At 65.6% G+C, this 15,022-nt stretch carries 25 protein-coding genes; 13 read left to right on the top strand and 12 right to left on the bottom strand.

Annotated elements, in window-relative coordinates; all coding sequences use genetic code 11:
- Nucleotides 1-10: 10 nt before the first annotated feature.
- The 12 genes from PKO50_RS05390 to PKO50_RS05335 all read right to left on the bottom strand — a co-directional run bounded on the left by PKO50_RS05390 (nt 11) and on the right by PKO50_RS05335 (nt 8,166).
- Complete coding sequence (locus PKO50_RS05390) at nt 11-541, bottom strand: terminase small subunit (RefSeq protein WP_064584032.1); 531 nt, start codon at nt 539-541, stop codon at nt 11-13.
- Between the two features lie 236 nt (nt 542-777).
- Entirely contained in the window at nt 778-1,524 is a 747-nt protein-coding gene (locus PKO50_RS05385) for a hypothetical protein (RefSeq protein ID WP_275629062.1), read from the bottom strand.
- A gap of 2 nt (nt 1,525-1,526) precedes the next feature.
- Entirely contained in the window at nt 1,527-1,817 is a 291-nt protein-coding gene (locus PKO50_RS05380) for a phage holin family protein (protein ID WP_275629061.1), read from the bottom strand.
- Nucleotides 1,810-2,178 carry a putative holin gene (locus PKO50_RS05375; protein WP_267853238.1) on the bottom strand — a complete coding sequence of 123 codons (369 nt, stop codon included), beginning with the start codon at nt 2,176-2,178 and terminating at the stop codon, nt 1,810-1,812. The genes PKO50_RS05380 and PKO50_RS05375 overlap by 8 nt, the downstream gene beginning before the upstream one ends.
- Nucleotides 2,179-2,371: 193 nt before the next feature.
- Entirely contained in the window at nt 2,372-2,935 is a 564-nt protein-coding gene (locus tag PKO50_RS05370) for a hypothetical protein (protein WP_275629060.1), read from the bottom strand.
- The gene (locus PKO50_RS05365) at nt 2,932-3,294 is read right to left on the bottom strand and encodes a hypothetical protein (protein WP_275629059.1); all 363 of its coding nucleotides are present in this window, start codon (nt 3,292-3,294) and stop codon (nt 2,932-2,934) included. The genes PKO50_RS05370 and PKO50_RS05365 overlap by 4 nt, the downstream gene beginning before the upstream one ends.
- 261 nt (nt 3,295-3,555) lie before the next feature.
- Nucleotides 3,556-6,087 (bottom strand): bifunctional DNA primase/polymerase, encoded by a 2,532-nt coding sequence (locus tag PKO50_RS05360; RefSeq protein ID WP_275629058.1) that lies wholly within the window; start codon nt 6,085-6,087, stop codon nt 3,556-3,558.
- Entirely contained in the window at nt 6,068-6,766 is a 699-nt protein-coding gene (locus PKO50_RS05355; RefSeq protein WP_275629057.1) for a Rha family transcriptional regulator, read from the bottom strand. Before PKO50_RS05355 ends, PKO50_RS05360 begins: the two co-directional genes overlap by 20 nt.
- On the bottom strand, nt 6,759-6,971 hold the full coding sequence (locus PKO50_RS05350) for a TraR/DksA C4-type zinc finger protein (RefSeq protein ID WP_275629056.1): 213 nt from the start codon (nt 6,969-6,971) through the stop codon (nt 6,759-6,761). Before PKO50_RS05350 ends, PKO50_RS05355 begins: the two co-directional genes overlap by 8 nt.
- A complete protein-coding gene (locus tag PKO50_RS05345; RefSeq protein WP_275629055.1) occupies nt 6,964-7,464 on the bottom strand; it encodes a phage regulatory CII family protein in 501 nt (166 codons plus the stop codon). Before PKO50_RS05345 ends, PKO50_RS05350 begins: the two co-directional genes overlap by 8 nt.
- Nucleotides 7,465-7,630: 166 nt before the next feature.
- The gene (locus tag PKO50_RS05340) at nt 7,631-7,936 is read right to left on the bottom strand and encodes a hypothetical protein (RefSeq protein ID WP_275629054.1); all 306 of its coding nucleotides are present in this window, start codon (nt 7,934-7,936) and stop codon (nt 7,631-7,633) included.
- Nucleotides 7,933-8,166: a YdaS family helix-turn-helix protein gene (locus PKO50_RS05335; RefSeq protein ID WP_033949974.1), complete on the bottom strand. Its 234-nt coding sequence runs from the start codon at nt 8,164-8,166 to the stop codon at nt 7,933-7,935. Before PKO50_RS05335 ends, PKO50_RS05340 begins: the two co-directional genes overlap by 4 nt.
- A 105-nt stretch (nt 8,167-8,271) precedes the next feature.
- Between PKO50_RS05335 and PKO50_RS05330 the strand changes: the two genes are divergently transcribed.
- The 13 genes from PKO50_RS05330 (at nt 8,272) to PKO50_RS05270 (ending at nt 14,953) form a co-directional block, all read left to right on the top strand.
- Nucleotides 8,272-9,045 (top strand): S24 family peptidase, encoded by a 774-nt coding sequence (locus PKO50_RS05330; RefSeq protein WP_052154701.1) that lies wholly within the window; start codon nt 8,272-8,274, stop codon nt 9,043-9,045.
- Nucleotides 9,046-9,127: 82 nt separating this feature from the next.
- Nucleotides 9,128-9,337, top strand: coding sequence for a hypothetical protein (locus PKO50_RS05325; protein WP_275629053.1), 210 nt, complete (start codon nt 9,128-9,130; stop codon nt 9,335-9,337).
- On the top strand, nt 9,334-9,642 hold the full coding sequence (locus tag PKO50_RS05320; RefSeq protein WP_275629052.1) for a hypothetical protein: 309 nt from the start codon (nt 9,334-9,336) through the stop codon (nt 9,640-9,642). Before PKO50_RS05325 ends, PKO50_RS05320 begins: the two co-directional genes overlap by 4 nt.
- Nucleotides 9,639-10,208, top strand: a complete 570-nt coding sequence (locus tag PKO50_RS05315) for a deoxynucleotide monophosphate kinase (RefSeq protein ID WP_275629051.1) — start codon at nt 9,639-9,641, stop codon at nt 10,206-10,208. The genes PKO50_RS05320 and PKO50_RS05315 overlap by 4 nt, the downstream gene beginning before the upstream one ends.
- 11 nt (nt 10,209-10,219) lie before the next feature.
- On the top strand, nt 10,220-10,504 hold the full coding sequence (locus PKO50_RS05310; RefSeq protein ID WP_275629050.1) for a hypothetical protein: 285 nt from the start codon (nt 10,220-10,222) through the stop codon (nt 10,502-10,504).
- Nucleotides 10,501-10,869, top strand: a complete 369-nt coding sequence (locus PKO50_RS05305; protein ID WP_275629049.1) for a hypothetical protein — start codon at nt 10,501-10,503, stop codon at nt 10,867-10,869. Before PKO50_RS05310 ends, PKO50_RS05305 begins: the two co-directional genes overlap by 4 nt.
- Nucleotides 10,866-11,102 (top strand): pyocin activator PrtN family protein, encoded by a 237-nt coding sequence (locus PKO50_RS05300; RefSeq protein WP_267853251.1) that lies wholly within the window; start codon nt 10,866-10,868, stop codon nt 11,100-11,102. The genes PKO50_RS05305 and PKO50_RS05300 overlap by 4 nt, the downstream gene beginning before the upstream one ends.
- Before the next feature lie 221 nt (nt 11,103-11,323).
- Nucleotides 11,324-11,671 (top strand): hypothetical protein, encoded by a 348-nt coding sequence (locus tag PKO50_RS05295; RefSeq protein WP_275629048.1) that lies wholly within the window; start codon nt 11,324-11,326, stop codon nt 11,669-11,671.
- Between the two features lie 45 nt (nt 11,672-11,716).
- The gene (locus PKO50_RS05290) at nt 11,717-12,526 is read left to right on the top strand and encodes a DUF2303 family protein (RefSeq protein WP_275629047.1); all 810 of its coding nucleotides are present in this window, start codon (nt 11,717-11,719) and stop codon (nt 12,524-12,526) included.
- A gap of 66 nt (nt 12,527-12,592) precedes the next feature.
- On the top strand, nt 12,593-13,237 hold the full coding sequence (locus tag PKO50_RS05285; RefSeq protein ID WP_275629046.1) for a hypothetical protein: 645 nt from the start codon (nt 12,593-12,595) through the stop codon (nt 13,235-13,237).
- Complete coding sequence (locus tag PKO50_RS05280) at nt 13,234-13,851, top strand: DUF1566 domain-containing protein (protein WP_275629045.1); 618 nt, start codon at nt 13,234-13,236, stop codon at nt 13,849-13,851. Before PKO50_RS05285 ends, PKO50_RS05280 begins: the two co-directional genes overlap by 4 nt.
- Nucleotides 13,852-13,913: 62 nt before the next feature.
- Nucleotides 13,914-14,576, top strand: a complete 663-nt coding sequence (locus tag PKO50_RS05275) for a hypothetical protein (protein WP_275629044.1) — start codon at nt 13,914-13,916, stop codon at nt 14,574-14,576.
- 14 nt (nt 14,577-14,590) lie between these two features.
- Complete coding sequence (locus tag PKO50_RS05270) at nt 14,591-14,953, top strand: four helix bundle protein (RefSeq protein ID WP_275629043.1); 363 nt, start codon at nt 14,591-14,593, stop codon at nt 14,951-14,953.
- The last annotated feature ends 69 nt before the right edge of the window (nt 14,954-15,022 follow it).

Here is a 15,022-nt window from a genome sequence, read left to right as displayed (position 1 = left end):
CGACAGGGCTTTAGTCGTCGTCTTCCTCAGCAAACGGCGGATCGTCCGGTTGCTCAGAATCCCCGTCGAGAGGGTCTTCGTCATCGTCAAGGTCATACTTGGCCATGTTCCCCAGGATCCCCGCGATGGGCTCGCGGATCAGTTCGTCATCGATCTCCACGCCGTAGCGCGCGGAGAGATCGGCGGCCAGCTGATCCGGCAAGGTGTTGATCAGCTCGACCTTGGCCGCGGTGACCATGGCCTCGAAGCGCTCGATCAGCTCGGCGGCCACGACCACTTCCTCCAGGTCCTTGGCCAAGGCCAGTTCCTCGCGGTCAGCCTTCACACGGTCGAGGCGGTCCCGGGCGCTCTCCTTCCTGCCGTTCAGCGCGGCGCGCTGCATCAGCCACTGGATCACGTCCTCGGTGTCGTACTGGTTTTCGTTGCCGCGCCCGACGCCGTATTCCAGGACTGGCAGACCATCGTCCTGCCAGCGCGTCAGGGTGCGTTCATCGCGGCCGAGGATTTCACTCAACTCGGCCTTCGAGACCTTGCGCCCCATTGCTAACTCCTTGAAAAGACGGACATCCCTGGGCAAATCTCAGCTAGAGACGAAACGCGGTTCGAATTACCCGTGTAGGGGGCCGGCCGGCGGGGAGGACCCGCCCTATCGCGACTTTTTCGTCTACAGCCTTCCCCATATCGCGATTTTTTGATCACGAGGTTTCCAGCTGTTTTGAGGTTTTGTCCTTAATCACTCTAGAGACGCACCAGAACGGTGCGGGCAAGCAGCGCCGGTCACGCCTTCGACTGCATCGCCAGAGCCAGGGCCTTCTCGATGTTCGCCTCTAGCAGTGCATCGTCCTCGGCAATGCGCCGGACGACATCGAAGAAGCGGAATCGCTCGCGGTATTGGGGCTGCCGCACGAAGGCGAGCACCATGACCAAGTTCTCGCCCCGGCGCTCGCCGATGCCGATGGGCCGCTTGCCGCGCTTCATGACGAAGAAGGCCTGGGCGTGCCCCTTGGCCAGAGACCTGGCGCTCTGCGTGGCGTTCTGGGTGGCGCCCGCCACATACTCCAGCGCTCCCAGGCCGGAGAGGATCTGGATCATCTGGCCGCGGCTCATGTTGCCGTACTGGTCCAGACGGGCTCCTTCGGCCGGGACGATGAACATGCCCTTGGGCAGGATGCCCTTGGACCGCAGGTTGCGCTCCGAGGCCTTGTCCACCCTGGGCCCACCGAACACCTGCGGCGCCACCCAGTCCTCAGGTGCCTGGGCCTTGGAGTTGTTGTCCTTCTCATCCTTCACCCACAGCGACGCCTCCAGGCGCTTCGCCGTCGCGTGCAGGATGCGAATGGCATTGCGGGTGAACGAGGTGGGCCGGTCGAAGACGTCGTCTATCTCCGCGACCAGCGCCTGGTTGGCCTGGTTGGCCGTGTGGTTCAGGGCATGGGCCAGCGCCTTGCTGGGCAGATCGCCGCCCAGCGCCGCCAGGGAGGCCACGGCGTCATCGAGGTCCGCCGCGCTGATGCTGCCGCGCATGGCTACTGCACCCGCCAGACCTGGGCCATGTTGCCCCGGGCCTTGAGCACGGCGAAGGTGAACACGCCGAGGAGGATCACCAGTGGCCAACTGTTCGCGGGCATGATCAGCAGCCCCTTGATGATGAACAGCACCACCGAGCCGGCGCAGCCCATCACCGCCCAGGCCATCCACGAGATGCTGCGGCGGAAACGGGCGTCGCCGCGCTGGAAGGTGAACAGCCGCAGGAACAACACGACGCAGAGCCAGAACGTGGCCTGCGTCAGCATCAGTTGCACCAGGTGGTTACCCATCCTGACCTCCTCGCGAGACCGCGCCGGGGCCAGACTTCCCGCGCTGGATCAACCAGAGCGAGAGCGTCACCACCAACAGGGCGGCGACGAAGGCGGCAATCCCGGTGTACTGGAAGGGGCGGTAACCGTAGACCTCGACCTCACGGATACCGGGGGCGATCACGTAGCCCATCACGAACGACGCGACCAGGAACAGTAGGCGCTGCCAGGTCGGGAATTCCTGGGTGGTGGTCGAGTAGATCAACGCACCGAACAGCGCCCCCACAGCGGCCCACGCATCGAAGCCGGCCAGGTATCCAGCAAAGCCGACGCCCGCGGCGCCGGCGACAACAGCAGCGGTCGTGCTCGCAGGCTCTCCCATCGCTCAACTCCATGCCGAGGGCTGAAAAGGGAAAGCCCCTCCGGGGAGGGGCTTTCAGGTTTCCCGGGGAGGGCATCGCCCGGGTGGTCTGCACAGCACGTGCATCGGTTGGTTCGGGCCTTCTGTGCGGACCTCGAACAGCGTGGCGACTTTGTACCCCCGACCGGAAAAACCGAAAGGGGGGATTTATCGGTTATTCCGACGGGGGCTGGCGGGGGCGCACGGGGGCTGGCGGGGGAGATGCGTCCGACGAACGGTAGCGCCCAGCAACGCCCTTGGCGGCCAGTTTCGCCCGCCGCGCTGCCTGGCGCCGTTGCTTCTCCAGTTGGCTCGGCAGCCGCCGCAGCGCCTCCAGGGTGCCCGCGTGGCGCCGCTGCAGCTCAGCCAGCACCAGTTCGTGCAGCCGGTGGACGTGATTGCGGTAGGTCCGGTCGGCGCCGACAGGCATTTCGAGCGCCGCCATCTGCACGGCCACCGGACGGTCGCCGAGGTAGCGCAGCCGCGCGAGGCGCACCAGGTGCTTACCCCGCTCGCCTTGCCGCTCCACGGCGTCGACGCAGGCCTGCACCTCGCGGGCCCGGTGATCCATGCTGCCGCCGCCGGCTGGATCACGCGTCCCCGGCTCGCCGCGCGGCGGCGCCCCCTGCCACTCGATGAAGCCGGCCAGGGTGCTGGAGAGCGAGCCGCCGGCGCCGGTTCCACACCGGCCGATCTGCTCGCCCCAGTGCCGCATCAGCACTTCGACTTCCTCGATCATCGGGCGGCCTCCCGAACTTCCCTGGCCACCGCCTCTGCCCGGGCAACTACCGGCTGGAGCAGCGCCATGAAGGCCAGGTAATCCGGCAGGCTATCCGGTACCAGCACGTCGTCGAACATGAAGACGCCATCGTAGACACGGAACCACCAGCGGTAGTCGCGGAGTCGGCTGAACGTCTTGCCACTGGGATCGCGCAGGTACAGGTCGTAAACCCCATCCACGTCGTCGTGGTACAGCATGCCGCGCTTGGCCGCGAACTCGCTGGTCGCCCCTTCCCAATCCTTGAAGCCGCTATCGAAAGCTTCCATCGACTCCGCGACGCGTTGGAACTGACCGTTCTTGAACCCGTATACCGCCATCTCTCTTCTCCCCTTCTCTTCTGTCGGAATGTCGGAATAACTGTCGGAATACTGTCGGAATTATTTTTCCAATAAAAACAGTTACTTAAGCCTGATTCCGACAATCCGACAGGTAATTTGAAAAAGCCTCACGTGTGTATGCGCGCGTACACGCGCACGTGAGAAAACCTCAAAAAGTCCGTCGGAATGTCGGAAACCTAGTGGCACTAGGCGTAGCGCCCGTCGGAATGCTGTCGGAATACTGTCGGAATGTCGGAATCATCAGTCCAGCTCTCCCGGGACAGGGATCGACCGTCGATTGAAGTGGGTGCCGAACTTCCGGCATTCCTTCCCCGCCTCGGCCGCCCAATTGCGCCCCAGTTCGGCCTTGCTCGCCGCGAACTCCGGCGTCACGAAGATCCGCGCCGTCCTGAAGTCATCTCGGTCGGTCGGATAGCGGATGTCGGGCCGCTCGCGGAGCAAGTCCCTCGCCGCCTCCTGCAGGAAGTCCCGCTCCCGACGCTTGAACTCGTTGGCCCCCTCGCACCATCGGCAGAACGCCTGCCACAGGTCAGCCTGCGTCACTGCCCCCGTGACAGGGAACTCGGTCTCGCCGGCCATCCAGCGCCGCACGAAGTACCGCGGCGCCGCCAGGCTGCCATCGATCAGCGCCTGCTTCTCGTCGTTCAGCGGCGGCTTGCTGTGCGGCCCGAAGCCCGTGAGGTCCAGGTTCATGAGGTAGTGGTAGAAGGCCTCGATGCCGCCGCTCTCGATTTCGCCCACCAGCGCCTGGAAGTAGCCCGCCGGCGGCACCCGGTCGACGTACAGGACCAGGTAGCGCCGGTCCCCATCGTCCAGGGCCATCGGCACCGTGGAGTTGGAGAGGAAGACGAAGTTGAGGTGGTTGGCTTCCTCCCGCACCGGCATGTTCTTCTCGTTGATCTGCAAGGTCTCGCCGGTCACCAGGTGCTTCAGCACGCCCTTGTAGTGCCGCATCTCTTCGCGGCTGACCACCTCCTCGGCAAGGGCGAACAGCTTTCGGCTCTGCCAGCCGGTGAACTGGCTTTCCAACTGGGCCTGACCGATGGTCGTGCCGTATTCGCCGTAGATCCGCCGGACGACCTGCTCCCACAGCAAGCTCTTGCCCGGGCCCTCGGCCCCGAACATCACCACGGCCGTGGCCATCTTCGCGCCGGGGTACTGGAGCGGGTAGGCGATCCACTTCAGCAGGAACAGGTACTCGTCCGCGCGGTTGTTGCACAGCAGGCCCAGGTGCTTGCGGATCAGCACGCAGCCGTCCGCCCCTCGAGGATCGGGGGTAACCTTGAACCCGTCGTACAGGTTGAGCATCACGGGATCGCATCGCTCGGTCGGATCGAAGACCACGTCCTGGGCCATCTGCCGATGCTCGCTTTCCTGCCACCACTTGTAGCGGGTGCGCCCTACGGCCTCCCGAATCGCGGAGAGCTTGATCAGCCGCGCTCGCTTGCGGTCCCAGGCGGTGTCCGTCCCGTAGATGACGACGAAGTCCTGCAGCAGCTCCTGCTCGCTGATGCGGAAGCCCCCCGCGCCCCCCGGAGTGGGAGCGCCCGGCAGATCGGCCGCTTCCGGGCCGCACTCAAGAGAAGGGGCGCAGGGAAGAGAGTCCTCCGGTTCTTCCGGCGGCGCCTGGGGCACGGGGGGCTGCTGGCCAGCCTCGCGAGGAACACCCTCGGGCGGGGGTTCCTCGCGCCTCGGCTCGCGCTCGATGCCCAACAGGCGCGCCGCGGCCTTGACCGCCTCGGACTGGTTGCCGTTGTGGTCGAGGATGCAGAACACGTCGAAGGCATCGTTCTGGTGGTCGTTGGCCAGCGGATCGGAGCCGTGGTGCGAGTACACCCGGCCCTCGCTGATGGTCACCCCCGGCAACCCGGTGCTGCTGTGCGGGCATAACCACTTCTTCCCGCGCTGGGTGTAGCCGTGCGCGGCCAGCAGCGACTCCACGTCGTGGGCCTGGTTGAAGGCATCGATCACCGAGCGCGAGCTGCCGGCCCGCCCGGGCGCCTTGGGCTTCGGCTTCGCGGCCTTCTTCGGCGCCGGCGCCTGGGGCGCCCACGGGCAGTCCGCCTCGGCGTCCCGCTTGAAGATGTCCCAGTTCTGCCAGATGCTCAGCAGTTCGTTCGGCAGCACCGGCAGCCCATCACCGCTGGGTGGCTTGCGCCAGGTGTAGGGCTTGCCCGTCCCCGGGTGGATGGAGGGCGGCAGCACGTCCTGGACCTGGCCAGCGCGCAGCTCGAACACGGTGAAGCGCTTCAGGCTGTCAGCCTGGGCCTGCATCTTCTCCAACTGCTCCTTGTCGCCCCGTTCCTTGGCCGCCAGGATCGCCGCCTGCGTCAGCTTCAGCTTGCTGCCGTCCGGGTCGTTCTCGTTGGGCCAGTTCAACGAGTGGCGGCTCAGCTCGACACCCTCGGGCACGCGGAACATCACGCGGAAGCGCGCCGGGTTGCCCACCACGGTCGGGTAGGCCACCGGCAGCGCGTCGAGATCGAGCCCCAGCAGGTCCCACAACACCTGGCGAGCCGCCGGCACGTCGTCGACGTCCAGCGAGCAGATGCCACTCGCCCCGAGCACCACCCCCATGTTGTGCTCCGGGTTCTTGGTCCAGAAGGCCTCGGCCTTCGCCGCGTCGGTGATCTGGCCGCCCGGGCGTTGCCAACCCTTGTCGCGCGGCCCCTTCTCGCCGGGCGGGATACCCACCACAGCCAGGCCCCGCTCTACATACCGCCGGGCCCACTCACTGCGTGGGCCATCAGGATCAGGCGTCCATGTCGACATCGACGCCCTCCAGGTTCTTGGCTGCCGGCTGCTCCATGAGCATGAAGGTCAGCGCGTTCTGCAGGTGGCCGATCTGCGCGCCGTCCACCAGCATCCAGCGCGGGTTGATCTGGACCAGCACCTCCCGCACGGCGCGCTCGCCACCGACTGCCACGAGGCGCCGCAGCGCCGCCTCGCCGAGCATTTTCAGCTGTGCGAACGACATGTCCGGCGACTCGGATACCCAGGCCGGCATATCGGCGCCGCGGACGATCCAGGCATCATCGGGCAGCACCTCGGCCTTGCGGCCGAGCGCATCGTCCACGGTCAGCAGGACGCGCAGACCGCGCGAGGATTGCAGCGCAGTGGGCGCCTGGCCCTGTTGCAGCATCCGCTCCATGCGGTTGAACGCATCGATGTAGGCCTCTTTCCACTCCGCAGCCCGCTTGCCGGTGAAGCCCCAGCAGAGGAAGGTGAAACCGTCGCGAGTCATGCGCCAGTAGGGCTCCGGCTTGTTGTTCGCCCCGGGCCGGGAACACTCCGCAAAATTGCGTAGTGTGAATTCCGGGGAGCAGTCCAAGGTCCGCATGCGTTTCAGGACATCGCAGTGGCGTTTGCCGAAGCGCTCCGCCACCTGCAACGAAGTGACCATCACTCGCCCATCGATGACCTGCAGGTCGCCCGCCATCACTTCAGCCACGGCGCACCTCCCGCAATTCTTGGCAGAACACGCAGCACTCGCAGCCGGGGACGGCGATACGCCGCGCAGCCGGAATCTCGGCGCCGCATTCCACGCAATGGGTTTCGCTGATGGTGTAGTCCGGCGCCGGGCGCTGCCGGGTGGCCAGCAGGCCCTGCAGGCGGTTCTCTTCCTGCTCTGCCGCCATGTCGAGGAGGTCAGCCATTGGCCTGGCCCTCCAGCAGTTGCTGCATGGAGGCGCGGGCGCCGGCCATGATGCCCAGCACGGCCCGGATCACGTTGGCGCCGTGGTATTCCAGGTCAGCGACTTCGTGGGGCTGCCAGCGGTTGTCCTCGGCGCCCTTGTGCAGGCTGGCGACGAACTCGCCCTCGCGCTGCAGCAGTTCGCCCACGGCCTTCAGCGCCGCGGTGGTCGCATCCACTGGCTCGGGCTGGTACCAGACGACACCGGCGGGGCGCAGCAGGGCATCCAGCAAGCGTGGATCACGGGTGCGCCCGATGATGTCTTCCCACTCGTCCGGGGTGGGCCAGCGCCGCTCCTCGTCGAGCTTCAACTTCTTCTGCAGGTCCTCGTAGGGGACCATCATGTCCAGGGCCAGCTTGGTCAGCCCGCCCAGGTAGTCGCGCCCGCTGCGGTACAGCGCCTCGCGCAGGCTCAACACCGGGCCTGCGCCCGGCAACAGGTCTTTCCGGCTCATAACCGTAAATACTCCTTTTACGGTGTAGCCATCGAGCAGGGCAGGCCCTACTCTATGACCACGACCGATGCAATGTGCTGTGTCGTCGTACGCCGGACCAGGGTGTAGAGGCCCTGACCGGCACCCGGCCGGCGCGGGTGTAGAGGCCCGCGCCGGCCACCTTCTTTCAGGATGTGGATTGCTCGCGCGCCCTCCGCTGTTCGTCGATTTGCTTGCCAAGGATTGCCAATGCCTGCTCAGCCAGACTTCCACGAAGCGATTCAAGGCCTTGAACGAGCGTTTGCTGCACTGAATGCATCAAGGGTTGAGGATCAAACACCAAAGTTCCGGCTGTCGTATCTTCGAGCGACTCAGCAGGTGCTGGAGCTGCAACAAAGGATTGAAAACCTTCAGAAGAAATACGAACCGTCAGGTCGAGGGTGATCCCAGCGACCTCCAGGCCCAGGGTGAACCGCATTGGTTCGTACTTCATGCCGCTCGCTGCCTCCCGCGGAGATAAGCCCAGTCGATGTCCGGCCTTGTCTCTTCGCATGCCACGACACCGCCGGTCTCTCTATCTAGATCGATCGCCAGGGAGGCGCTGGCCCTGCGGTGACCATAAGCAACCTGTTTCAACTGTCCTACGGAAGTCCCGCACTTGGATGCCAGGTCGCTCACATCCGTCTTCGTTTCGAGCTGTTTCATGTATTCGAGAAGAGTCATAAGCACCTCCGCAGGCAGCCAAGATAGCAACCGCTATTAGATAGCGCAATAGCGTGATAGCCCAAAGGAATTTACAATCTGCTAACAGGTCTCGACGATAGAGGCATGGACATATACGAACTCCGCGTCACCCTTCTCAGAGCCTTGATTGCAACGAACACGCTCAAGGACTTCGCCAACGCGCACGATGTGGATGCGTCATACCTGTCGCAGCTACTGAATGGCCATCGACGTCTCGGGGACCGCGCTGCCGGGAACCTTGAACAAAAGCTGGGACTACCGAGCGGCCTGCTTGTGACAGGACGCTATACGGTTGAGGACCTGCCCACGATCAAGCAGAAATGGGATTCCGTGGGGCTTGATCGGCCGGTGCTACCGCACCCTGCCTTCTTCAATATGAACATCACCGAGACCGCGCAGCGCGTGGCGGATGACCAAGCAGCTCAACAGCACCGGCATGAACTTCGGCAACGGATGATCCCTGTCGTAGGCAAAGCAATGCTCGGAACCAACGGCTATTTCGACGCAATGGAATTCCCAACAGGACATGGAGATGGCTACCTGGACGTCCGCAGTGACGATGAAAACGCTTATGCACTGCGCGTCGTCGGGAATAGCATGCACCCTCGAATCAAGAGCGGTGAGCTTGTGCTCATCGAGCCGAATCACCCCTTCCTGAACGGGGACGAGGTACTGGTAAAGACACGCGATGGCAAATGCATGATCAAAGAATTCATATACTTACGTGACGGCCAGTATCGATTCGACAGCGTCAACAGCGAGTACCCACCAGTCTTCCTTGATGAAAGCGAGGTGGAGAAAATTCACTACGTGGCCGGCATCATCAAGTCGTCCAAGTATCTAGATCTCCCCTACTAAACACGTAATAGCTCATGCTATTGCATGATGTGTTAGCTCTTGCTATTGTCTGCTCGTACCCACCTCTACCCCGGAGTACGAGATGCAACCGACACAGCACATGCACAAAGCCCGCTGCCCGGTGTACCTGCCCCCGGCCGCGGCCACCAGCCCCGCCGCAATTGAGGCCATCCAGGCCCAAACCGGCCTGCTGGTGATCGTCGGCACCTCCCAGCGCGCCTGCCTCTACCAGCCGCGCCCTGTCGCCCCCAGCGCGGAGGCCGCCAGCGGCCCGTGGGGAGGTGCTGCATGAACAAGCCCACCATCGAGGAACTGCTGCTGCAGATCCTGTCCACCTGCCTGCTGATCGGCAGCCAGGGCAAATGGAAGGCCACCTTCTACACGTCCAGCCTCGACGCGGACGTCTCCGTTTCGATCTACCGGGCCGACGACACCACCGCGCTGGGCGACCGCGTTGCCCACGCCTACGAGTACGCCTTCATCGGCTCCGACACCCGGGGCCGGCGCAGGAACCTCACTGAGGACGAGGCCCGGCAGAACCTGTCGATGCTCCTGACCTTCACCCAGCGCTACCTCAGCATGGAGGCCGCGGCATGAAGACCATCCTCATCGGCCTGACTGGCCGCGCCCGTTCCGGCAAGGACACCGCCGCGAGCTACCTCGCCGCCCAGTTCGGCCTGCTGATCTATGCCCTGGCCTCGCCGCTGAAGCTCGCCCTGCTCGACATGCTGAACCTGCCGGCCGCTGCCCTGGAGGGCGCCGCCAAGGAACAGCCCCTGCCCTGGCTGGGCAAGTCGCCCCGCGAGCTGATGCAACTGCTGGGCACCGAGTGGGGCCGCAACCTGGTGCACCCGCAACTCTGGCTAATGCTCGCCGAGATGAACCTGGCCAACCACCTGGAGGCCAGCCCGCAGGCCCGGGGCTTCGTCATCAGCGACGTGCGCTTCGACAACGAGGCGGACTGGATCCGCGCCAAGGGCGGCGTCGTCGTCCACCTGCGGCGCCCGGACGCCACCGCGGTCGCCGCGCACAGCAGCGAGTCGGGCGTCACGCTGCGCGAGGGCGACCTGTTCGTGGTCAACGACGGCGACCTGGCAGACCTCTACAGGGCCCTGGACGACGTGACGCTCGCGCTCCAGCTCCGAGCACCGAACGCAGCCTGAGAGGGCCCGCCATGAACCGGGATATCCGCCATGCAGCTGCCGCTCTGGGCGTCAGCGAGCGAGCCCTGCGCGACCACCTGCGGCAGCACAAGGACCTTAACCAGGACGGCACCCTGGCGGCCAAGCACGTCGGCCAGGGCCACCTGTTCATGGATCCCCGCTCGCGCTGGAACCCGCGCCTGGGCCAGTACACCCACTACAGCGTGGTGATGGTCACCGAAGCCGGCATTGCCTACCTGGCCAAGCGCCTGGGCGTGTCCATCACCGTCACCCAGCACAAGGACGACGTGGCATGACTCCGACTCCGAACCCCATCGCCGATGCCGTCGGCACGCTCAAGCTGGTCGGCATGCACTTCGCTGCGCCGACCGCCTACCCGGCCGACGTCCTGCAGGCCGCCGCGGACGAGTGCATCGACCGCCTGGGCGCCCTGCCCCAGGAAGCCGCCCAGTTGGGCCTGCTCTACGCGGCGCTGGTCGCGATCACCCCGCGCGGCTGGCTGCCACACGTGACGCTGACCACCGACGCGGTGCGCCCCTTCGGCGCCGTGGTAACCGACGAGGCCGGCAACATCGCCGCCCGCGGCGCCGGCAAGACCGTGGAGGGCCTCGTCGCCCTGGTGTCGGCCCGCCTGCCGGCGGGGTGCGGGGAGGCTCGATGACGACACTGGAGCAGCTCTACCAGCAGTGGGGTACAGCCACGCTCACCCTCACCCAGGTCCGTGCCGCGTACTTCCCGCACCTGAAGACCGACAAGCGCCTGCGGGCGCTGATCAAGAGCGGCGAGGTGGCCCTGGTCACCCGCAAGCTCACGACGTCCCGGCTGGAGGAACCGCTGGTGTACCTGACGGACCTGGCCGAGTTCCTCGACGCCAAGGGCATCAAGGCAGCTTGAACGACAGCGCCCCGGCGCAACCGGGTGGAACGACAGGGAGGGGTGGCAGCCATGTAACCGACAACGCAACGAGCAGGCCGGACACACCCCGGCCGAGCTTCGATTCGCTCACATACGGCGGCGTACGTGAGTCAGGAGGGCCTGGCGACGGGCCTTCCCCAGGGCGCTTTCAACGAGAGCGCCCTGGGGAAACACCAACCACCACCAACGAGGCACAGCACATGAAAAAGACCGACGTGAACGACTTCTTCAGCTCGCTGAATGCGGGCGTCTTCGCCAACCAGATCGGCACCGCCCTCTCCGACGTCGGCGCCGGCGTGGTCGATTTCGGCAAGAAAGGCAAGGTGGTCATCACCCTGGAGTTCAGCCAGATCGGCGAATCGAACCAGGTCAAGGTGAACCACAAGCTCGACTACAAGGTGCCCACCAAACGCGGCAGCCGCAGCGAGGACACCTCGCTGGATACCCCGATGTACGTCACCCCGAACGGCCTGGAGCTGTTCCAGACCAACCCGACCGAGCAGTTGTTCAACCGCCAGCAGGCGCCGGTCGTACCCCAGGACGTTTAACCCGTCCATCAACCGCAACCTCTACTGCATCAAGGAACACAGCACATGAAAGAAGCACTGCAACTGGTCCTCGCCAACGCCATCGCTGCCGCCGGCACCCGCATCACCGGCTCGGCCGGGGAAATGGCGGTCGTCCCGGAGGGCTTCAAGCTCCAGAGCCTGGAGCGCCTGAACATGCGCCGCAACCGCTTCCGCGGCGCCCTGACCACCTCCTCGCTGGCGGACTTCGTCACCTACGTGAATGAGCGCGCCAACGAGGAGACTCGCGGCTTCGTCGACAAGGACAGCATGTCCTGCCGCGTGATCTTCAACCTGGGCGACACCGACCAGGCCGGGCACGGCGACGACATCGCCACCCTGGCTCTGCAGCCGACTGCCGCCTACGCCGCCCTGCAGGCCATCGCCGGGCAGCGCCTGTCGCAGAAGGACCTGGCCGAGTGGATGGAAGACTGGCGCGATTTCCTGAAAGCGGTCACCCCGGACGATCAGGAAATGAACCTGGTCCAGGCCATCGCTGCCGTTCGCAACATCACCATCAAGGCCTCCAGCGAGCGCACCACCGTCGAGGGCAACTTCAACGCCTCGCGCAGCGCCATGGACCAGATCGAGGCCGACAGCCAGGACACCTTGCCCGGCTCGCTCATCTTCACCTGCCAGCCGTACGACGGCCTGCCGCTGCGCAACTTCGTCCTGCGTCTGTCGGTGCTGACCGGCGAAGCCAAGCCGGTGCTCAAGCCGCGCTGGGTGGCCGAGCAGCAGGTGCGCGAGGAGATCGCGCAGGAGTTCAAGGACCTGCTGTCCGCCGACATCACCTCCACCGACCTGACCATCGGCACCTTCAAGGTCGGCGAGTAACCCCTACCACGCAGCACCCCGCCGCCGGGCTCTACACCGGCGGCGGGCCCTACGAGGACACAGCACATGCAACAGACCATTCTCTACCTCATCGTCGGCGCCCTGGCCCTGGCACTCGCCACCACCCTGTTGGTGGCCTGGCGCACCGCCCGCAGCGAGTACGCCAAGGGCTACGACCTCGGCCACGCCGATGCCGACCGCCACCACCAGAAGCACATCAACGCTCTCCACGAGGACCTGAGCCTGCTCCGTTCGCAGCTGCGCCTGGCCGATGCCGAGCACCAGGTGAAGGCGGAAGAGCTGGCCCGAGCCACCGACGAGTTGGTCGCCGCCTACGCCCGCCGCGCCAACCCCTTCACCGCCGAGGACGCCATCGAGCTGATGAAGATCAGCGGCCAACTGAAGGTGACCGCCGTCATGGCACAGCGCGTCGGCGCCGCGGAGCACAGCGCCTGGGCGCTCAAGGCGGCGGACAACGCCAAGGCCCTGGCCGAGCGCATCCGCCAGGTGCTGGAAGCCGCCGCCGAGCCGGCGCCGCCCCTGCCTGATACCGCCCGCCTCGATTGGCTGGAAGAGACCGCCAGCGGCGGCGCCGACTTCGGCACCTTCACCTTGCACTTCACGGTTGGCCAGACCTTCCCGGGCACCGAGACCTTCCGCGCCGCCATTGATTACGCCCGGCAGCAGGAAGCAATGGAGGCTGCAGCATGAAGAGCGCACTGAGCATCAACGCCATCCCCACCGTCCACGGCACCCCGTTCGGCGGCGGCTTCTACATGGGCCAGTTCCAGGACGAGGGCGAGCGCTTCGCCCTGATCCGCGCCCCGAAGGCCCTGGGCTTCCATGCCCCCACCCGCTGGGGCGAGGCCGGCATCCTGATCCCCGGCGCCAACAGCTTCAGCAACGGCCTGGCGAACACCCGCGCCATGGCCGAGGCCGGCTGCGAACTGGGTGCCTGGGCGCTCAGCCTGACGATTGACGGCCACGAAGACTGGTACCTGGGCGCCCGTGACGAGAACGAACTCGTCTATCGCGTCTGCAAGCCCACCGCGCAGGAGAACTGGTGCAGCTTCCGCGACGGGGACAACCCCAGCAGCCTCCCGCCGGGCTACCCGTACACCGAGGAATCGCCGGCGCAGAGCCCCATCGCGCTCTTCCAGGAAGGCGGAGAGGAAGCCCTGGAGGGCAGAGACTACTGGTCCAGCACGCAGTACGGCCCGGACTTCGCGTGGATCCAGTACTTCGACGATGGCGGCCAGGGCATCGACCTCAAGGGCAACGCCCGGCCCGCTTTCGCCGTCCGCAGAATCAAAGTCACCCCTTGACCACTTCGCTTCCCTGCCGCGCGCGCAGCGCGCGGTCGGCTCCAATTTTTGAGGCCTGAACCATGCAGCACGAAATCAATCTCGCGGTCGGCAACACCACGCTCAGCACCACCAACGCGCAGCTCGCTCGCCAGGTGCTGGAGCAAGAAACCGGCCTGGTACCGTTCGCCGGCATTGCCGGTGAGCTGATCAGCCTGGACCAGTACCTGATACCGCCCGCCATTGGCCAGCATTGGCACGGCCAGGGCGGCACCTACGTCGGCGTGATGCGCGGCGAGAACGGCGAGCCGGACTACCACCTGATCGCACCGAAGCACGCACAGATCGCCTCGATCACCTTCGGCGGCAGCGGCTATCGCATCTCCGGCGCCGACCACATCCGCGACGGCCTGGCCAACACCCGGGCGCTGATGGCCCACAACATCGACCACCCCGCCGCCCGCTGGGCTACCGAGCAGCAGGCCGAAGGGCATGCCGACCTCTACCTGCCGGCGCGAGCAGAGGCCTACCTGTGCTGGGCGAACATCCCCGAACAGTTCGAGGACAAGGGCTGGTGGCTGACCAGCACGCAGTACGGCCCGAGCTACGCGTGGATCCAGGACTTCGTCGTTGGCAACCAGACCGACGGCCACAAGGACTTCGCCCGGCCCGCTTTCGCCGTCCGCAGAATCCTCATCCCTTCACCCCTTAACGCTCTGACCGACCGCGCGCGCAGCGCGCGGTAAGCGAGTTTTCCAGCATGGCCATCGCCCAACACCTGCCGATCTACAAGCGCGCCGGAGAACTGGCACGACTTGTGGCCGACTTCTCCAAGAACTGGCGCCGCGACTTCAAGCGCACCCTCGGAGAAAAGGTGCTCAACGAGTGCATCGACGTGTCGATCCTGGTCTTCCGCGCCAACACGGCCGGCGGCCAGGAACGAGCAGCCCACATCCAGCAGATCCTGGAGCGCATCCAGGTCGTCGAGCTGATGCTGCGCCTCTCGGTCGACCTCGGTCTGCTCACCGGAGCCCAGCACGGCCGAGCCATTCAGATCACCGACGACATAGGCCGGCAGGCCACGGGGTGGAAACGAAATGCCGCCGCATCGCCAGCCGTGTGAGCGCTACGGCCCTCACACCAGAGCGATTTTGATTCTGGTCGTGCCGCTGGCCCACAAGGCCACCGCCAT

The sequence above is a fragment of the Pseudomonas sp. 273 genome (assembly GCF_029201425.1).
Classification (GTDB): Bacteria; Pseudomonadota; Gammaproteobacteria; order Pseudomonadales; family Pseudomonadaceae; genus Pseudomonas; species Pseudomonas delhiensis.
The sequence above is the reverse complement of the archived record's forward strand: the minus strand, read 5'-3'. Positions and strand labels throughout refer to the sequence as shown.

Bases quoted from the DNA above. Each gene is read 5' to 3' on its own strand.
- PKO50_RS05390 (WP_064584032.1), bottom strand. From the start codon at position 541: ATGGGGCGCAAGGTCTCGAAGGCCGAGTTGAGTGAAATCCTCGGCCGC.
- PKO50_RS05385 (WP_275629062.1), bottom strand. From the start codon at position 1,524: ATGCGCGGCAGCATCAGCGCGGCGGACCTCGATGACGCCGTGGCCTCC.
- PKO50_RS05380 (WP_275629061.1), bottom strand. From the start codon at position 1,817: ATGGGTAACCACCTGGTGCAACTGATGCTGACGCAGGCCACGTTCTGG.
- PKO50_RS05375 (WP_267853238.1), bottom strand. From the start codon at position 2,178: ATGGGAGAGCCTGCGAGCACGACCGCTGCTGTTGTCGCCGGCGCCGCG.
- PKO50_RS05370 (WP_275629060.1), bottom strand. From the start codon at position 2,935: ATGATCGAGGAAGTCGAAGTGCTGATGCGGCACTGGGGCGAGCAGATC.
- PKO50_RS05365 (WP_275629059.1), bottom strand. From the start codon at position 3,294: ATGGCGGTATACGGGTTCAAGAACGGTCAGTTCCAACGCGTCGCGGAG.
- PKO50_RS05360 (WP_275629058.1), bottom strand. From the start codon at position 6,087: ATGTCGACATGGACGCCTGATCCTGATGGCCCACGCAGTGAGTGGGCC.
- PKO50_RS05350 (WP_275629056.1), bottom strand. From the start codon at position 6,971: ATGGCTGACCTCCTCGACATGGCGGCAGAGCAGGAAGAGAACCGCCTG.
- PKO50_RS05345 (WP_275629055.1), bottom strand. From the start codon at position 7,464: ATGAGCCGGAAAGACCTGTTGCCGGGCGCAGGCCCGGTGTTGAGCCTG.
- PKO50_RS05340 (WP_275629054.1), bottom strand. From the start codon at position 7,936: ATGAAGTACGAACCAATGCGGTTCACCCTGGGCCTGGAGGTCGCTGGG.
- PKO50_RS05335 (WP_033949974.1), bottom strand. From the start codon at position 8,166: ATGACTCTTCTCGAATACATGAAACAGCTCGAAACGAAGACGGATGTG.
- PKO50_RS05330 (WP_052154701.1), top strand. From the start codon at position 8,272: ATGGACATATACGAACTCCGCGTCACCCTTCTCAGAGCCTTGATTGCA.
- PKO50_RS05325 (WP_275629053.1), top strand. From the start codon at position 9,128: ATGCAACCGACACAGCACATGCACAAAGCCCGCTGCCCGGTGTACCTG.
- PKO50_RS05320 (WP_275629052.1), top strand. From the start codon at position 9,334: ATGAACAAGCCCACCATCGAGGAACTGCTGCTGCAGATCCTGTCCACC.
- PKO50_RS05315 (WP_275629051.1), top strand. From the start codon at position 9,639: ATGAAGACCATCCTCATCGGCCTGACTGGCCGCGCCCGTTCCGGCAAG.
- PKO50_RS05310 (WP_275629050.1), top strand. From the start codon at position 10,220: ATGAACCGGGATATCCGCCATGCAGCTGCCGCTCTGGGCGTCAGCGAG.
- PKO50_RS05305 (WP_275629049.1), top strand. From the start codon at position 10,501: ATGACTCCGACTCCGAACCCCATCGCCGATGCCGTCGGCACGCTCAAG.
- PKO50_RS05300 (WP_267853251.1), top strand. From the start codon at position 10,866: ATGACGACACTGGAGCAGCTCTACCAGCAGTGGGGTACAGCCACGCTC.
- PKO50_RS05295 (WP_275629048.1), top strand. From the start codon at position 11,324: ATGAAAAAGACCGACGTGAACGACTTCTTCAGCTCGCTGAATGCGGGC.
- PKO50_RS05290 (WP_275629047.1), top strand. From the start codon at position 11,717: ATGAAAGAAGCACTGCAACTGGTCCTCGCCAACGCCATCGCTGCCGCC.
- PKO50_RS05285 (WP_275629046.1), top strand. From the start codon at position 12,593: ATGCAACAGACCATTCTCTACCTCATCGTCGGCGCCCTGGCCCTGGCA.
- PKO50_RS05280 (WP_275629045.1), top strand. From the start codon at position 13,234: ATGAAGAGCGCACTGAGCATCAACGCCATCCCCACCGTCCACGGCACC.
- PKO50_RS05275 (WP_275629044.1), top strand. From the start codon at position 13,914: ATGCAGCACGAAATCAATCTCGCGGTCGGCAACACCACGCTCAGCACC.
- PKO50_RS05270 (WP_275629043.1), top strand. From the start codon at position 14,591: ATGGCCATCGCCCAACACCTGCCGATCTACAAGCGCGCCGGAGAACTG.